This is a genomic window from Mesorhizobium sp., assembly GCF_005063415.1.
Classification (GTDB): Bacteria; Pseudomonadota; Alphaproteobacteria; order Rhizobiales; family Rhizobiaceae; genus Mesorhizobium.
Genome location: NZ_SUEG01000039.1, coordinates 25,051 through 40,105, shown reverse-complemented (window position 1 = coordinate 40,105; position 15,055 = coordinate 25,051). Strand labels below are relative to the sequence as shown.

Below are 15,055 nucleotides of genomic sequence, written 5' to 3'. Positions count from 1 at the left end.
GGAGAAGGAAACATCGTCGAAGCTGATCGCGCCTCTCGCCTTTGCCGGCAGCGGCTTCGGATCGACGGGCGCCTGGATCGCGGGTTTCTCGGCCAGGATCTCGGTCAGCCGTTCGGCGGCGCCCGCTGCCTGGGACAGTTCGCCCCAGACTTCCGACAGGGCGCCGAGCGCGCCGGCAGCGAACACCGAATAGAGCAGGAATTGGCCAAGCGTGCCGGGCGACAGCGTGCCGTCGAGCACGTCGCGCGAGCCGAACCACAGCACCGCCACGACTGAGGAAAAGATCATGAAGATGGCGAAGAAAGTGAGAAAGGAGCGGGCAAAGATCGAGGCCCGCGCCGCTTCGAACGCTGCTTCCACGGCGGATGAAAAATACCCGGTTACAAGCTTCTCGTTGGTGAAGGCCTGCAGGGTGCGCACCGCGCCGATCTGCTCGCTGGCATAGGCGGTGGCATTGGCCAGTGTATCCTGCGCCAGCCGTGACTTGCGCCGCACCGAGCGGCCGAAGGCGACCAGCGGCAGCACGATTAGCGGAATGGCCGCGATGACCAGACCGGACAGTTTTGGGCTGGTGAAGACCATCATCGCCACGGCGCCGAGGCCGAGGATGACGTTGCGCAAAGCCACCGAGGCGGTACCGCCGACGGCCGATTTGACCTGTGTCGTGTCGGCGGCGAGCCGCGAGACGATCTCGCCAGACTGGGCCGTGTCGAAGAAGGAGGGCGACAGCGTGGTGACGTGGGCAAAGACATCGCGGCGGATATCGGCAACGACGCGCTCGCCGAGCGTGATGACGAAATAATAGCGGCTGGCCGACGCCGCCGCCAGCACGGCGGCCATCACCACCAGCATGGCGAAATATTCGGCAATGAAGCTGGAATCGGAAGCGGAAAAGCCGTGATCGATCATCCGCCGTACGGCCAGCGGCAGCGCCAGCGTCGTCGCCGCCGCGACGGCCAGCGAGATGATCGCGCCGATGACCATTTTGCGGTAATGCATGATATAGGGAAACAGGCCCTGCAGCGGCCTCAGCGAGCGCCTGCGCTCGTCTGCATCGCCGCTTATGTTCGCCATGACCGTTTCCTTTGGCCCTTTGAGGTTTGCGCCATCAATATGCGCTCGCCGCGGCCTTGTGATTCAATTCCGGCTGATGTATAGGCTCGCCGACCGTTTTAGAAGCCGTGGCTCCTCAATAGCTGCGGCTTCGAGTTTTAAAAAGGGGCGCATCGACGCAGGCTTCAGCCCGTCGGCAGCACCCGGCAAGCCAGGAACAGACCCATGAAGACCGATATCCATCCCGACTACCACACCATCAAGGTCGTCATGACCGACGGCACCGAATACATGACCCGTTCGACCTGGGGCAAGGAAGGCGATACGATGAACCTCGATATCGACCCGACCACCCACCCGGCCTGGACCGGCGGCCAGCAGACCCTGCTCGACCGCGGTGGCCGCCTGTCGAAGTTCAAGAAGCGCTTCGAAGGTTTCGGCCTTTAAGCACTGGCGTTTGCTGATCGAGAAACCCGCCTTCGTGGCGGGTTTTTTGTTGCCTAGGTGCGGTCCTACCGATCGAGCAGCTCCCGCAGGGCCATCCGCTTGTAGGCGGCAACCAGCCTGTCGCCTTCTTGCCGCCCGACCGAGATCGCCAGCCGCATTGCGGCCTCGCCCATCTGCCAGATGAGAAATGCCGTCGTTTCCAGCGCTTCCGGATCGGCGGACGGCCGCAACCGCTTCAGCACCGCAGTGAGGAATTCGGCGTTGGCCCGGCTGTCGGCGAGCTCAAGTTCGCGCAACGCCTTGTCGGCCTGCGTGCCCGACCAGATGTCGCGCATCACCGGCTCCGCCAGGAACATTCCGTAGTAGATATCCACCAGTTCCGAAAATGCCCGGCGCAGATCTTCGGCGTCATTGACCCCGGCTAGCGCTGCCGCAATGCAGGCTTGGCTTTCGGTAGTGTAGCGTTCGGCCAGCGCCCAGATGATCGCTCGCTTGTCCGGGAAGAACTGGTAGAGCGAGCCGATCGACACGCCGGCCCTCTCTGCAACCTCGCCCATGCGCATGGCGTCGCTGCCTTGCTCGGCGATCAGCGCCGAGGCGGCGGCCAACATCCGCTCGACCCGCTCGCGGCTGCGCTGCTGGCTCGGTGCCCGGCGCGGCGATGCGATCTGGCCGTCCTGTGAACCCGATACGGCAGAGCCTTCCATCACTGTCTCCAGACGAACAATCAACAAATTGGCTTGACTCGCAAAATACGAGGGTTTATCACGTTTTGCAAATGTGAGGATTACTCACATTTGTAAACTGAGGAAAATCGACATGAACCCTACTGCAACGAAACCAACTTTGATCCTCGGGGGCACCGGCAAGACCGGCCGCCGTCTCGCCGAGCGGCTGACGGCGCGGGGCCTGCCGGTACAGATCGGCTCGCGCTCGGGTACGCCGCCCTTCAACTGGGAAAATAACACGAGCTGGGAACCCGCGCTTGATGGTGTCGGCGCCGTCTACATCAGCTACTATCCTGATCTTGCGGTGCCCGGCGCGGCCGACACGGTCGGCGCCTTCTCTCGTCTTGCCGTGGAGTGTGGTGTGCGCCGGCTGGTACTGCTGTCGGGGCGCGGCGAAACGGAAGCACAGCGCGCCGAAGAGATGCTCAAAGCTTCAGGCGCCGATTGGACGATCCTGCGCTGCGCCTGGTTTTCCCAGAACTTCAGTGAAGGCTTTCTCGTGGATTCCCTGCGCGAGGGTGAGGTGGCATTGCCGGTGGGCAATGTCGGTGAGCCATTCGTCGATGCCGACGACATCGCCGATGCCGCGGCTGCGGTGCTTACCCGACAAGGCCATACCGGCCAGCTTTACGAGCTGACCGGGCCGCGGCTGCTGAGCTTCGCCGACGCGGTCGCCGAGATCGGCAGGGCCGCCGGCCGCGACATTCGTTTCAAGCGGATTTCACATGCCGAGTTCACCGCCGCCACAGCCGAGCACGAGTTGCCTGCCGAGTTCGCCTGGCTGCTTAACGAGCTGTTCACCGAAGTGCTCGACGGCCGCAACGAGTCGCTGACCGACGGCGTCCAGCGCGTGCTCGGCCGCGCCCCAAGAGACTTTTCCGCCTACGCAACCGAAACCGCCGCCACGGGCATCTGGATCAACTGACATGATCATGAAACTGCTTCCCACCCTCACCTTCGTCGCTGCTATTGGCTCAGGCGTTGTCGGCGGCGTTTTCTTCGCCTTCTCCAACTTTATCATGCCGGCGCTCGCCCGCTTGCCTGCCGGAGGCGGCATCGCCGCCATGAATTCGATCAACATCACCGTGATTACGCCGGCATTCATGACCGCGCTTTTCGGCACCGGGCTAGTCTGTCTTGTCCTTGCCGCCGGCGCTCTTATCGGCTGGAGCCAACCGGGTGCATTCTGGCTCCTCGCCGGCGCCCTGATCTACCTCGTCGGCAACCCGATCATGACGATGATATTCAACGTGCCCCTCAACAACGCCCTGGCTGCAGTCGATCCGGCAAGCGCCAACGGCGCCGCGGTATGGGCCACGTATCTCAGGCTTTGGGTGATGTGGAACCATGTCCGCACCATCACCGCCATCGTGGCGCTGGGCTGCTTCATCTTCGCATGGCGGTGAATGCAGGACGGACGTGTAAAGGCCTTCAGGCAGGGTCTTTTGACTTATGGCCCTTGCGATCGGCATGGCCGAGATCGCGATCCGGATCGATGACGTCGCGAACCAGTTGCTTGAGCTTTGCAGCGTCGGGAAAACCGCCATCACGCTTGCGGTCCCAGACCAGCGTGTCATTGCAGGAAATGGTGAAGATGCCGCCGGTGCCGGGCACCAGCGTCACTTCGCCCAGATCGGTACCGAAGGTGAACAACAGCTCCTGCGCCATCCAGCCAACCCTGAGCAGCCACTGGCACTGGGTGCAATAGGTGATGCGGACGGTGGGCAGCGCGTGTTGGGTCATGCCGCGCTGAGCTTCGCCAAGGTCTCCTCGTCGACCTCGAAATTGGCGTAGACGCTCTGCACGTCGTCGTCGTCCTCGAGCGTCGCGACCAGCTTCATCAGCGATTGTGCCCGCTCCTCGTCGACCGCGATATTGGTCTGCGGCTTCCAGATCGGCTTCACCGATTCAGCCTCGCCGAGCGCGCCTTCCAGCGCCTTTGACACTTCGCCGAGATTCTCGAAGGCGCAGTAGATCGTGTGGCCTTCCTCGTCCGACTGGACATCGTCAGCGCCGGCCTCGATCGCTGCGTCCATCACCTTCTCGGCGCTGCCGGCCGATGCCGGATAGTAGATCTCGCCGACGCGGTCCCACATGAACGAAACCGAGCCGGTCTCGCCCATCGCTCCGCCGGCCTTGGTGAAGGCGGCGCGCACATTCGACGCCGAGCGGTTGCGGTTATCGGTCAGCGCCTCGACGATCAGCGCGACGCCGCCCGGCCCGTAGCCTTCGTAGCGCACGGCTTCGTAGGTCTCGGCATCGCCCATCGACGCCTTGTTGATGGCGCGCTGGATATTGTCCTTCGGCATCGATACCGCCTTGGCGTTCTGCACCGCGAGGCGCAGGCGCGGATTCATCGATGGATCGGGCGTACCGCTCTTGGCGGCGACGGTGATTTCGCGCGCCAGCTTGGAAAACATTTTCGATCGCACCGCATCTTGGCGGCCCTTGCGATGCATGATGTTCTTGAACTGTGAATGGCCAGCCATGGCACCCCTGTCGTCTTCTCGGCTAGAGCATCTGCCGCCCGGTGAACCACCCGGCATCTTGCAAAATGCTCGAATTCAAAATTTCAGAACGTCCTGCTGCGTCCCTGACGGACGGACGGCGCTCTCTGTCGGAATGGCCGGCTTATAGATAAATCGGCTCAATTCGTCCAGCCGCGCCATTGCGTCGGACACGCAAGTGTCTCAAGACCCGAAAGTGGCAGGCTTCTGCGGCCATTCATTCCTCCAGGTCGGACTTCAGCCGGTCGAGGATGCTGATCGCGTGCGTGGCATATTGGCTGATCCAGCGGTCGTGGATGTGCTTGATCGGCAGCGCGTTGAGATGGTTCCAGCGTTCGCGGCCCTCGCGCCGCGCCACGACCAGGTCGGCCTCCTCCAGCACCTTCAGATGCAGCATGACCGTACAGCGGTCCATGTCGGGGAAGGCATCGCACAACATGCCGGTGGTCTGCGGCGCATCCTTCAGCCGGTCCAGCAACGCACGCCGGCGCCGATGCGCCAGCGCCTTGAAAACATTGTCGTCTCGTGATTGGCTTGACATGTTATATTTCTATAACATATCATTGAGCCATTCAAGGAGGAGCTGTGGATATGTCTCTTGGATTCAGGGTTTCTGGCCGCATCAGCAAACCTGTCGCCGAAGTCTTCGATGCGGTCGTCAATCCGAAGAAACTTAGCGGCTACTTCACAACGATCGGCGGCGACAGCGCACCGCTGGTGGCGGGCGCCACCGTCATCTGGTGGGGCAAGGTTCCCGTGGAGGTCGACAAGGTGGAGAAAGACAGCCGCATCGTGCTGCGCTGGGATGCCACCGACGCCGACGGCAAGCCAGCCTACAAGACCCGCATCGAGATGAATTTCGAACCGCTCGACGATGGCGGCACCTTCGTCACCATCGCCGAGACTGGCTGGCACGAGGACGCGGTCGGCCTGAAGAAATCCTACCTCAATTGCGAAGGCTGGTCGCAGATGCTGACCTGCATGAAGGCCTATGTCGAATACGGCATCAATCTGCGCGACGGCTATTACCGCAGCGAGATGAAGGGCGAGCCGGCCAACGAGAACAACATCTGAAAAACCACCAAGATGACGGAGGCCTGCGATGAAGCAAGTGACGCCATTTCTGATGTTCGAGGGCAAGGCCGAAGAGGCAATGACCTTCTATTGCGAGACGATCCCCGACAGCAGCGTCCTTGACGTCACACGTTACGGCTCCGGCGAAGGCGGCCCGGAAGGAACGGTCAAGCTGGCGCGCGTGTCCATAAGCGGTCTGGAAGTGATGGTCTACAACAGCCCCGTGCACCATGCCTTCACGTTCACGCCGTCGGTCTCGCTGTATGTGGATTGCTCCACGGAGGCAGAGCTGAACGGCATTGTCGAGGCGCTGGCCAAGGACGGCAAATTTCTGATGCCGCTGGACAATTATGGTTTCAGCCGCCGGTTTGCATGGCTCAACGACAGGTTCGGAGTCTCCTGGCAAATCAATTTGGCATAGCGGGTTCTGGACCGAACCGGCCAATCGAACCTGAACACGGCAATGGAGCCAGCAAATGACCGCGAAGATCACCGGCGGCGTCAACATCGCCATGAAGGTGCCGCCACATCAATACCAGGCGACGATCGCCTTCTATCGCGACGTCGTCGGCCTGAAGCCATTCACGGCCAAGCCGCCGGCCGTCGGCTTCGAACTCGGTCCCAATCGGCTGTGGATCGACGAGGCGCCGATGATGAGCCAGGCCGAGATCTGGCTGGAACTGTTCACCGATGATTTTCCGGCCGCTGCGGAGCATCTCGCCAAGGCCGGCGTCGTGCGCTGCGACGCCATCGAGGCACTGGGTGAAGGCTTTCGCGGCGGCTGGATCACCAACCCGGCCAACATCATTCACCTCGTGCGCGAGCCCGATGCCTGGTGAACAGGCCGCAGTGCCGTGGAAAGGAGGACGATATGGAAATCCGCGAAACACTGACCGCCGAAGCCGGCATGCTGATAAGGCGGGCGGTCGCCGACGTATTCGAAGCCTTCGTCGATCCGGCGATCACGACGAAGTTCTGGTTCACCCGTGGCAGCGACAGGTTGGACAGCGGCAAGGAAATCCGTTGGGAATGGCGCATGTATGGCGTCTCGACGACGGTCAATGTCAGTGAGATCGTCGAAAACAAGAAGATCGTCATGCAATGGAGCGATCCGCCGACCACGGTAGTGTGGACTTTCGCCGAGATGCCGGGCGGCACGACCTTTGTCGAGGTCCGCAATTTCGGCTTTGCCGGCAGCCCCGATGAGCAGGTCAAGCAGGCGATCGACTCGACCGGCGGTTTTGCGCTGGTGCTCGCCGGCGCCAAGGCGTGGCTCGAGCAAGGCCTGACGCTTGGCCTGATCGGCGACCGCCATCCGAAGGGTTTGCCGGCGCAGTAAGTCTTCGGCTGCCAAAAGCCGTTCCGCAGCGCAGCGATCCTTCCTACCCCCCTCTGTCCTGCCGGACATCTCCCCCGCAAGGGGGGAGATTGGACGTCACTTCGGCCTTCGCCAATCTCCAACGCTGCAGGATGAGCGGAGCGCTTAAGCTGCCGATCTCCCCCCTTGCGGGGGAGATGTCCGGCAGGACAGAGGGGGGTGCTGTCCCGCCAACGTCTCAAAGGTTCTACATGGCCACGACGATCGAGGCCGAGCCCTGGTTCTCTGCGCTGCCGGTTCGCTCCGCTGGACTCAGTGCCCGCCGCCCTTTGCCTTCTTCCGCCGCCGCGCCAGCATGTTGAGCCCTTCGACCAGTGCCGAAAAGCCCATGGCAGCGTAGATATAGCCTTTCGGCACATGGTAACCCATGCCGTCGGCGATCAGCGTCATGCCGATCATCAGCAGGAAGCCGAGCGCCAGCATGACGATGCTGGGGTTCTTGGCGATGAAATCGGCCAGCGGCCCGGCCGCCAGCATCATCACGCTCACCGCCACGATCACCGCGATGTACATGATCGCGATTTCGTCGGTCATGCCGACCGCGGTGATAATCGAGTCGATCGAGAAGACGAGGTCGAGCAGCAATATCTGGAAAATGGCGCCGGCCAGCGACAGCTGCAGTGTCTCGCCCATCATCGTGTCCTGGTGATCATCGAGATCGACCGTGTGGTGGATCTCCTTGGTCGCCTTCCAGACGAGGAACAGGCCGCCGGCAATCAGGATCAGGTCGCGCCATGAAAAGCCGTGGCCGAAGGCGGTGAATATCGGCGTCGTCAGTTGGACGATGATCGAGATGGTGGCCAGCAGGATCAGGCGCATCACCAGCGCGGCGGAGATGCCGAGCCGCCGGGCGCGGGCCCGCTGCGCTACCGGCAATTTGTTGGTCAAAATCGAGATGAAGATCAGATTGTCGATGCCGAGCACGACCTCCAGCACGATCAGCGTCAGCAGCGCGACCCATGCCGTCGGGTCGGAGACAAAGGCGAAATGCGGCGCCAGGAATTCGACTAGCTGCATGGAGGTCGTCCCCTCTACGATCTAGAGCAGTTTCGCCGGCAATTGGGTACTGCAAGCGTCCATATCAATGTCACGACCAGAAGGATGGAGCCGTTTCCTCGAGCCGCGGGCCGCGGCGAAACGGCGCGATCCGTTCGGTCAGGCCGCTACGGTCGGAAATGTCGACGCCGACGCCGCACAATGTCGCCGGTCCGGTCGACGCCTCGAAGCGGCCTTTCGGCACTTTGGACAAAAACCGGTTGAGCGGCTCCTCCTTGTCCATGCCGAGCGAGGAATCGTAATCGCCGCACATGCCGGCATCGGAAATATAACCGGTGCCGCCATTGAGGATCTGGTGATCGCCGGTCGGCTGATGCGTATGAGTGCCGACAACAAGGCTGGCACGGCCGTCGACGAAATGGGCGAAGCACATTTTTTCCGAGGTCGCCTCGGCATGGAAATCGATGACGATCGCATCGGCCTGCTCGCCAAGCGGACAAGCGGCAAGTTCGCGCTCGCCGGCCTGGAACGGATCGTCGAGCTCGGGATGCATGAACACCCGGCCCATGATGTTGGCGACCAGCACGCGCGCGCCGTTCCTGGCGATGTAGACGCCCGAGCCGCGCCCCGGCGTACCCTTGGGGAAATTGGACGGACGCAGGAAGCGCTCTTCGCGCGGCGCGAAAATCAGCGCATCGCGCTGGTCCCAGACATGATTGCCGGTGGTGACGACATCGGCGCCGGCCGAGATCGTCTCGCGAAAAATCTCCTCGGTGATGCCGAAGCCGCCAGCGGCGTTCTCGCCATTGACGATGACGAAGTCGAGTTTGAAATCCGAGATCAGGCCGGGCAGTTGTTCCCACACCGCCGTACGTCCTGTCTTGCCGACCATGTCGCCGAGGAAGAGAAGTCTCATATAAGCGTGATCCCGAACCGAAGGTCAGCGAAGCAAAAAGCTGCATGACTTTCGGAAAAGACCATGCGTCCAGGAACTTATCTACAATTTCGGCCCGAACCGGCGCAACCCGCTCTCGGTGAGTATTTCCGGAATGATCATGTCATGCGGCTCGTCCGGCACCAGGGCCACCTCCTGGCAGTCGAAGGCAATGCCGATCAGCCGCGGCTGCTGTCCCTTGTCGGCCAGCCGCGCGATAGCCCGGTCGTAATAGCCTGCGCCGTAACCGATACGGTGGCCGCGCGCATCGAAGGCGGCAAGCGGCACCAGCATAACCTGCGGATCGAGCACCTCGGCTTCCTCATGCGGCCCGACGGTGCCGAAGCCCATGTCGATCATCGGCGCGCCGCGCACCAGTTCGCGAAAAACGATGGTGGTCTTGTCCAGAATGGCCGGCAGGCAGAGCCTTGCGCCCTTTTCGCGCAAGGCAAACATCAGCGGCCGTACGTCGACTTCCGAGCGCATCGGCCAGAAACCGGAGACGATCTGGCCCGGCTCGACCGTTATCCGGTCGCGCGCCGTCTCGGCCATTTCGAGTGCTGCCTCCACACGCCAGAACGGATCGAGCGCATCGCGGCGCCCGAGGGCTTGGTTGCGGAAATTTTTTTTCAGGTCTTTTGGGGATGTCATGCGCCGATGGTAGAAAAGGTCAGATTTGGATGGAGCTTTACGAGCGACGTTTCGGAGGAGCGGAGCGAATTTTTCGTTCGTGCGCACTGCACAAAGCAGCGCGACGACAAGATCCGCCAGATGGCCTTTTCGATAGGTGACGATCCACACGACCGGTGGAGAGAGCGATCCCGGGAACCTACAAAGTAGGTGGGCGCCGTATGAGAAAACCCACGGGTCTTCCCAGGGACAGCTCCCTAGGGATCATTAAGGCCCCGGGGAAAATGTTCTCCTGCCGGGAAGCGCAGACCGTCTCCGCCAATATAGGCAGACGGCAGACCAAGCGCCAGAGAGGCGACATGTTTCGACGCTTAATTCGACACAGAACCCCTCGCCGAGGGCCGCGCCGGCAAGATCGCCGCTTCGCCAGCGGCGCCTTGCACAGCGAAGGCCGCATCCTTAGGGTCGCGCTGTGAACCCGGGAGCAAAAATGCGTTTCGAAGGCACGGCAGCCTATGTTGCCGACAAGGATCTGATGGTGGCGGTCAACGCGGCGATCGCGCTGGAGCGGCCGTTGCTGGTCAAGGGCGAGCCCGGCACCGGCAAGACCGAACTGGCCCGCCAGGTGGCGGCGGCGCTCGACCTGGACCTGATCGAATGGCACGTCAAATCGACGACACGGGCGCAGCAAGGCCTTTATGAATATGATGCCGTCTCGCGGCTGCGCGACAGCCAGCTCAGCGACGAGCGCTTCAACGACATCCGCAATTACATCAAGCGCGGCAAGCTGTGGGACGCCTTCGCGGCCGGCAAGAAAATCGTGCTTCTGATCGACGAGATCGACAAGGCCGATATCGAATTCCCCAACGATCTGTTGCAGGAATTGGATAGGATGGAGTTCTTCGTCTACGAGACCGGCGAGACCATCCGCGCTACGGTCCGGCCCATCGTCATCATAACCTCCAACAACGAGAAGGAATTGCCGGACGCCTTCCTGCGCCGCTGCTTCTTCCACTACATCCGCTTTCCCGATGTCGAGACGCTGCACAAAATCGTCGACGTGCACTATCCCGGCATCAAGCAGAATCTCGTGCGAGCAGCACTGACCCAGTTCTACGAAATCCGCGACGTGCCGGGCCTGAAGAAGAAGCCGTCGACCTCCGAGGCACTCGACTGGATCCGCCTGCTGGTCGCAGACGACATCGCGCCGGAAGACCTCCGCGCCGACCCGAAGAACGCGCTGCCCAAGCTGCATGGCGCGTTGCTGAAGAACGAACAGGACGTGCATCTGTTCGAGCGCCTGGCTTTCATGGCGAGACGGCAAGGTTGAGGAGCGGTCAGCCGGAAGCCGACGAAAGCCCCCGGACAGCGCTTTCCCGTCCCTGGACCGTTGCCCTTGGCCAAGCACGGAGGCAGCTTCGGGTGGCCGAGTTCAGAGGGAAATGAAATGACCGAGATCACCGTCCGCCCGCTTGCGCAATCCGACCATACCGACTGGCGACGTCTGTGGACCGCCTATCTCACCTTCTACGAAACCAAGCTGCCGGAAGAGGTTTACGCCGTCACCTGGAAGCGGCTGTTCACGGCGGGCGAGTTCGAGCCAAAGGGTTTCATCGCCACCCTCGACGACAAGGCCGTCGGCCTGACGCACTATCTCTACCATCGCTCCTGCTGGTCGCAGATAAACAACTGCTATCTGCAGGACCTGTTCGCCGACCCCGATGTGCGCGGCAAGGGCGTCGGCGCCGCCCTGATCGAAGCGGTCAAGCAGGAAGCCGGCAAGATCGGCGTCAAGAATGTCTATTGGATGACCCACGAGACCAACACCACCGCACGCAAGCTCTACGACCACGTGGCGCGCAGGACCGGCTTCATCGAGTATGATCTGCTGTAGACGGTGAGATGTTCATCCCCTTCTTCCTCGAATTGAAGGCAGCGCGGGTTCCGGTCTCGCTCCGCGAATATCTGTCGCTGCTGGAGGGGCTGGAGGCCGGGCTGGTCGACTATGATGTCGAGGGCTTTTACTATCTCGCCCGCGCCGCTCTGGTGAAGGACGAGCGACACATCGACCGCTTCGACCAGGTCTTTTCGCACATCTTTAGAGGTGTCGAGGCGCTGGCCGGCGAAAACGCGGTCGATGTCGCAAACATCCCGGAGGAATGGCTGCGGAGGCTCGCTGAAAAGCACCTGTCCGACGAGGAGAAAAAACTGGTCGAGGCGCTGGGCGGCTTCGAAAAGCTGATGGAGACGCTGAAGAAGCGGTTGGAAGAGCAAAAGGGCAGGCATCAGGGCGGTTCGAAATGGATCGGCACCGGCGGCACCTCGCCCTTCGGTGCCTATGGCTACAATCCCGAAGGCGTGCGCATCGGCCAGCACGAAAGCCGCAACCGCCGCGCGGTAAAAGTCTGGGACAAACGCGAGTTCAGGAATTTCGATGACACTGTCGAACTCGGTACCCGCAACATCAAGGTCGCGCTGAAGCGCCTGCGCCGCTGGGTGCGCGAAGGCGCGGAAGAGGAATTCGACCTGCCCGGCACCATCCACGCCACCGCCGAGCACGGTTATCTTGACGTTAAGACACAACCCGAACGTCGCAATGCCGTGAAGCTGCTGATGTTCTTCGATGTCGGCGGCTCGATGGACGACCATATCAGGAGTGTCGAGGAGCTGTTTTCGGCCGCCCGCGCCGAGTTCCGCCAGCTCGAATATTTCTACTTCCACAACTGCCTCTACGAAGGTGTGTGGAGGGACAATCGCCGCCGCCATGCCGAGGTGATTCCGACCTTCGATCTCCTGCATAAATATGGCTCCGACTACAAGGTGATCGTCGTCGGCGACGCCGCGATGAGCCCCTACGAGATCGCCCAACCCGGCGGCTCGGTCGAGCACTGGAACAAGGAGGCCGGCGCCGTCTGGCTCGGCCGGTTGCTGCAGCAATGGCCAAACGCGGTATGGCTCAACCCCGAAGCCGAGAAGAACTGGGGTTTTACCCATTCGATTGCCATGATCCGCGATATCTTTGGCGGCCGCATGTTTCCGCTGACGCTCGCCGGCCTCGAAGCCGCGACGAAGCAACTTTCAAGGAAGCACTGAATGGATCCACGCAAAACAGGACGGTCGACCTGTTTCCTTTGCCTGCAATGCGGTGTCCAGTTCGCGGCGACAGCGACGCCGCCACGACATTGCCCGATCTGCGAGGACGAGCGGCAATATGTGCGCTGGGAGGGCCAGGCCTGGACCACGCCGGAAGAGCTCGCCGGCGGGCATCGGGTCGTGATCACGGATGATGCCGGCGTGCTCGCCTTCGGCATCGAGCCGCGCTTCGCCATCGGCCAGCGGGCATTGCTGGCGCAAACGCCGCACGGCAACGTGCTGTGGGACTGCATCTCGATGGTCAGCGACGAGGCGGTGGCCGAGATCAACCGCCGGGGCGGCCTGGCCGCCATCGCCATTTCGCACTGCCATTATTATTCGGCAATGGTCGAGTGGAGCGAGGCGTTTGGCGGCGTGCCGATTTATCTGCACACCGATGATCGTCAGTGGATCATGCGGCCGCATCCGGCGATCATCAGCTGGGAAGGCGAGACGCGCACCATAAACCCGTCGCTGACGCTCATCCGCTGCGGCGGCCACTTTGCCGGTGGCCAGGTGCTGCACTGGAAGCGCGATGCCGGCAATGCCATCCTGGCCGGCGACATCCTGCAGGTGACGCCGACTCGCCGTCATGTCAGCTTCATGTACAGCTATCCGAACTATATCCCGCTCAACGCGACGAAAGTGCTCGGCATCAAGGCTGCGCTGGAGCCTTTCGCGTTCGACCATATCTACGGCGCGTGGTGGAACCAGAACGTCATCGGAGATGCAAAGGCGGCATTTTCAGCATCGGTTGCGCGCTATCTCGCGGCCATCGCCTGAGGAATCTTCGCAGCAGGAATTGGAAATACGGGCAAACGCCGTAACAAATGCCTATTTCAGGCGAAGTTGGGAAGGCAACCCAAATAGCGACATAAGCTAAGAGGAAAAAATGGACAGCCACACCTACCCCGTTACCCGCACCGATGCCGAATGGCGCGCCCGGCTGACGCCCGAGCAATATGCGGTGATGCGCAACCACGGCACCGAGCGGCCGGGAAGCTGCGCGCTACTGCACGAGAAGCGCGCCGGCACCTTCTCCTGCGTCGGCTGCGACCAGCCCTTGTTTGAATCCAAGCTGAAATTCGAGAGCGGCACCGGCTGGCCGAGCTTCAACGATCCCGTGCCGGGCTCGGTCGAGACCACCGTCGACCGCAGCTACGGCATGGTCCGCACCGAGTGCCATTGCGCCGGCTGCGGCAGCCATCTCGGCCATGTCTTCGACGACGGCCCGCCGCCGACCGGCGTGCGCTACTGCATCAACGGCGTGGCGCTCAAATTCGAGCCGGCCGTCTGATCGTCAGGCCACGACCACCAGGATCAGCCACAATGTGGCGCCAAGCGTCATCAGCGCGGCCTTGGCGCCACTCGATTTTCCGGCAGTTCGCCAAACGGCAAAGGTCAGGAAGATATTGTAGGGCACCGGCGCGAAATGCACCGCCAGGACGAGCGCAAGCGGCAGCTTCAGCCCGAGCAGAGTGAGTGCCGCCACCGACGACGCGACGTTGATGGCTGTGCCGACAACGACCAGGTCGCGCCAGAACAGCCGATCGAGCGGCACGCCGCCCAGCCAGCGTGAGCGGAAGAAGGCGGCAACGCGCGACATGATCGTCATCGATCCACCGGCTCCCTCGCTGCTCACCAGAGCAATCCTTCCACAAGGATTGCGTCTGGAAACCCTGCTTTATTCCTGACCCAGAACTTCGGCAATCGCGCGCTCGAAACGTGAGGCTTCCGTCACCAGCCAGTCGGTCATCGCCGGCCAATTGTCCTCGGCGAAACAATTCACCCGCCACATCGAATTGATGCCGAGGCCGTCGCAACTTTGTTCTGGCCTGAGCTTCAGCCTGTCTTCGATGGCCGGCTGGAACGGCTTCAACCGCGACCAGGCTTGCGTGGCACCGAACTTCTCGTTGCGGCCGAAGAAGACGCCGACATGATTGTGCGCAGGCGCGACATACATTGAAAGGACCAATGCGAAGTCGGGCAGCCCACGCTGCCAGAACCACGGTCCGCGCCTCGCCAGCAGAGCCCTTTCATCCGGATGCCGTTCCGCGAACAGCGTCCAGAAGCTGCGTTGGCGGAATTCAGAGGCGCGGCGGGCGCCAAAATCGAATTCGCTCATGGTTCGAACCGTCGAGGGGCGCCGCAACCGGTGCCCAAGGCTGTTACCCGG

General features: G+C 62.0%; 22 protein-coding genes and 1 other RNA gene. 12 read left to right on the top strand and 11 right to left on the bottom strand.

Annotation, left to right across the window (positions count from 1 at the left end; genetic code table 11):
• Positions 1-1,074: ABC transporter transmembrane domain-containing protein (locus E5W70_RS13210; RefSeq protein ID WP_292658590.1), on the bottom strand; the 1,074-nt coding region annotated here is incomplete at its 3' end.
• 204 nt (positions 1,075-1,278) lie between these two features.
• Between E5W70_RS13210 and rpmE the strand changes: the two genes are divergently transcribed.
• On the top strand, positions 1,279-1,500 hold the full coding sequence (gene rpmE / locus E5W70_RS13205) for a 50S ribosomal protein L31 (RefSeq protein ID WP_006327661.1): 222 nt from the start codon (positions 1,279-1,281) through the stop codon (positions 1,498-1,500).
• A gap of 65 nt (positions 1,501-1,565) precedes the next feature.
• Here rpmE and E5W70_RS13200 read toward each other — a convergent pair whose 3' ends face one another.
• Positions 1,566-2,207, bottom strand: coding sequence for a TetR/AcrR family transcriptional regulator (locus E5W70_RS13200; RefSeq protein ID WP_292658587.1), 642 nt, complete (start codon positions 2,205-2,207; stop codon positions 1,566-1,568).
• Between the two features lie 112 nt (positions 2,208-2,319).
• On the opposite strand from E5W70_RS13200, the gene E5W70_RS13195 reads away from it, so the two are divergent.
• Together E5W70_RS13195 and E5W70_RS13190 are read left to right on the top strand one after the other, a co-directional pair.
• Positions 2,320-3,153, top strand: a complete 834-nt coding sequence (locus tag E5W70_RS13195) for an NmrA family transcriptional regulator (protein ID WP_292658583.1) — start codon at positions 2,320-2,322, stop codon at positions 3,151-3,153.
• A 1-nt stretch (position 3,154) separates the two neighbouring features.
• Positions 3,155-3,634: an anthrone oxygenase family protein gene (locus E5W70_RS13190; protein WP_292658580.1), complete on the top strand. Its 480-nt coding sequence runs from the start codon at positions 3,155-3,157 to the stop codon at positions 3,632-3,634.
• Between the two features lie 25 nt (positions 3,635-3,659).
• On the opposite strand, the gene E5W70_RS13185 is transcribed toward E5W70_RS13190, so the two are convergent.
• The 3 genes from E5W70_RS13185 to E5W70_RS13175 form a co-directional block, all read right to left on the bottom strand.
• Entirely contained in the window at positions 3,660-3,971 is a 312-nt protein-coding gene (locus E5W70_RS13185; protein ID WP_292658577.1) for a SelT/SelW/SelH family protein, read from the bottom strand.
• On the bottom strand, positions 3,968-4,717 hold the full coding sequence (locus tag E5W70_RS13180; RefSeq protein WP_023678028.1) for a YebC/PmpR family DNA-binding transcriptional regulator: 750 nt from the start codon (positions 4,715-4,717) through the stop codon (positions 3,968-3,970). Before E5W70_RS13180 ends, E5W70_RS13185 begins: the two co-directional genes overlap by 4 nt.
• A gap of 235 nt (positions 4,718-4,952) precedes the next feature.
• Entirely contained in the window at positions 4,953-5,276 is a 324-nt protein-coding gene (locus E5W70_RS13175) for a helix-turn-helix transcriptional regulator (RefSeq protein WP_292658574.1), read from the bottom strand.
• Between the two features lie 50 nt (positions 5,277-5,326).
• Here E5W70_RS13175 and E5W70_RS13170 point away from each other — a divergent pair, with 50 nt between their 5' ends.
• From E5W70_RS13170 to E5W70_RS13155, 4 genes are read left to right on the top strand one after another with little or no spacing between them, the layout of a single operon-like run.
• Positions 5,327-5,809: an SRPBCC domain-containing protein gene (locus E5W70_RS13170; protein ID WP_292658572.1), complete on the top strand. Its 483-nt coding sequence runs from the start codon at positions 5,327-5,329 to the stop codon at positions 5,807-5,809.
• A 28-nt stretch (positions 5,810-5,837) separates the two neighbouring features.
• Entirely contained in the window at positions 5,838-6,230 is a 393-nt protein-coding gene (locus tag E5W70_RS13165; protein WP_292658569.1) for a VOC family protein, read from the top strand.
• 55 nt (positions 6,231-6,285) lie between these two features.
• Positions 6,286-6,648: a hypothetical protein gene (locus tag E5W70_RS13160; protein ID WP_292658567.1), complete on the top strand. Its 363-nt coding sequence runs from the start codon at positions 6,286-6,288 to the stop codon at positions 6,646-6,648.
• 32 nt (positions 6,649-6,680) lie between these two features.
• Positions 6,681-7,148 (top strand): SRPBCC family protein, encoded by a 468-nt coding sequence (locus E5W70_RS13155; protein WP_292658565.1) that lies wholly within the window; start codon positions 6,681-6,683, stop codon positions 7,146-7,148.
• 291 nt (positions 7,149-7,439) lie between these two features.
• On the opposite strand, the gene E5W70_RS13150 is transcribed toward E5W70_RS13155, so the two are convergent.
• The 4 genes from E5W70_RS13150 to ssrS form a co-directional block, all read right to left on the bottom strand.
• Complete coding sequence (locus E5W70_RS13150) at positions 7,440-8,204, bottom strand: TerC family protein (RefSeq protein ID WP_254816433.1); 765 nt, start codon at positions 8,202-8,204, stop codon at positions 7,440-7,442.
• A 70-nt stretch (positions 8,205-8,274) separates the two neighbouring features.
• Entirely contained in the window at positions 8,275-9,099 is an 825-nt protein-coding gene (locus E5W70_RS13145; protein ID WP_023678036.1) for a YmdB family metallophosphoesterase, read from the bottom strand.
• An 81-nt stretch (positions 9,100-9,180) separates the two neighbouring features.
• Positions 9,181-9,768 (bottom strand): 5-formyltetrahydrofolate cyclo-ligase, encoded by a 588-nt coding sequence (locus E5W70_RS13140; RefSeq protein ID WP_292658559.1) that lies wholly within the window; start codon positions 9,766-9,768, stop codon positions 9,181-9,183.
• Positions 9,769-9,905: 137 nt separating this feature from the next.
• A non-coding RNA gene (gene ssrS, locus E5W70_RS13135) (6S RNA) lies at positions 9,906-10,061 on the bottom strand.
• 176 nt (positions 10,062-10,237) lie between these two features.
• Between ssrS and E5W70_RS13130 the strand changes: the two genes are divergently transcribed.
• The 5 genes from E5W70_RS13130 to msrB all read left to right on the top strand — a co-directional run bounded on the left by E5W70_RS13130 (position 10,238) and on the right by msrB (position 14,176).
• Positions 10,238-11,077, top strand: a complete 840-nt coding sequence (locus tag E5W70_RS13130; RefSeq protein ID WP_292658557.1) for a MoxR family ATPase — start codon at positions 10,238-10,240, stop codon at positions 11,075-11,077.
• 117 nt (positions 11,078-11,194) lie between these two features.
• Complete coding sequence (locus tag E5W70_RS13125) at positions 11,195-11,641, top strand: GNAT family N-acetyltransferase (RefSeq protein WP_292658554.1); 447 nt, start codon at positions 11,195-11,197, stop codon at positions 11,639-11,641.
• Between the two features lie 8 nt (positions 11,642-11,649).
• The gene (locus tag E5W70_RS13120) at positions 11,650-12,840 is read left to right on the top strand and encodes a VWA domain-containing protein (protein WP_292658552.1); all 1,191 of its coding nucleotides are present in this window, start codon (positions 11,650-11,652) and stop codon (positions 12,838-12,840) included.
• Entirely contained in the window at positions 12,841-13,662 is an 822-nt protein-coding gene (locus E5W70_RS13115; protein WP_292658549.1) for an MBL fold metallo-hydrolase, read from the top strand.
• A gap of 109 nt (positions 13,663-13,771) precedes the next feature.
• Positions 13,772-14,176, top strand: coding sequence for a peptide-methionine (R)-S-oxide reductase MsrB (gene msrB, locus E5W70_RS13110; RefSeq protein WP_292658546.1), 405 nt, complete (start codon positions 13,772-13,774; stop codon positions 14,174-14,176).
• A 3-nt stretch (positions 14,177-14,179) separates the two neighbouring features.
• Here the strand turns inward: msrB and E5W70_RS13105 are convergent, their stop codons facing one another.
• Complete coding sequence (locus tag E5W70_RS13105; protein ID WP_292658592.1) at positions 14,180-14,485, bottom strand: hypothetical protein; 306 nt, start codon at positions 14,483-14,485, stop codon at positions 14,180-14,182.
• A gap of 78 nt (positions 14,486-14,563) precedes the next feature.
• Positions 14,564-15,004, bottom strand: a complete 441-nt coding sequence (locus E5W70_RS13100) for a hypothetical protein (RefSeq protein ID WP_292658543.1) — start codon at positions 15,002-15,004, stop codon at positions 14,564-14,566.
• Positions 15,005-15,055 lie beyond the last annotated feature (51 nt).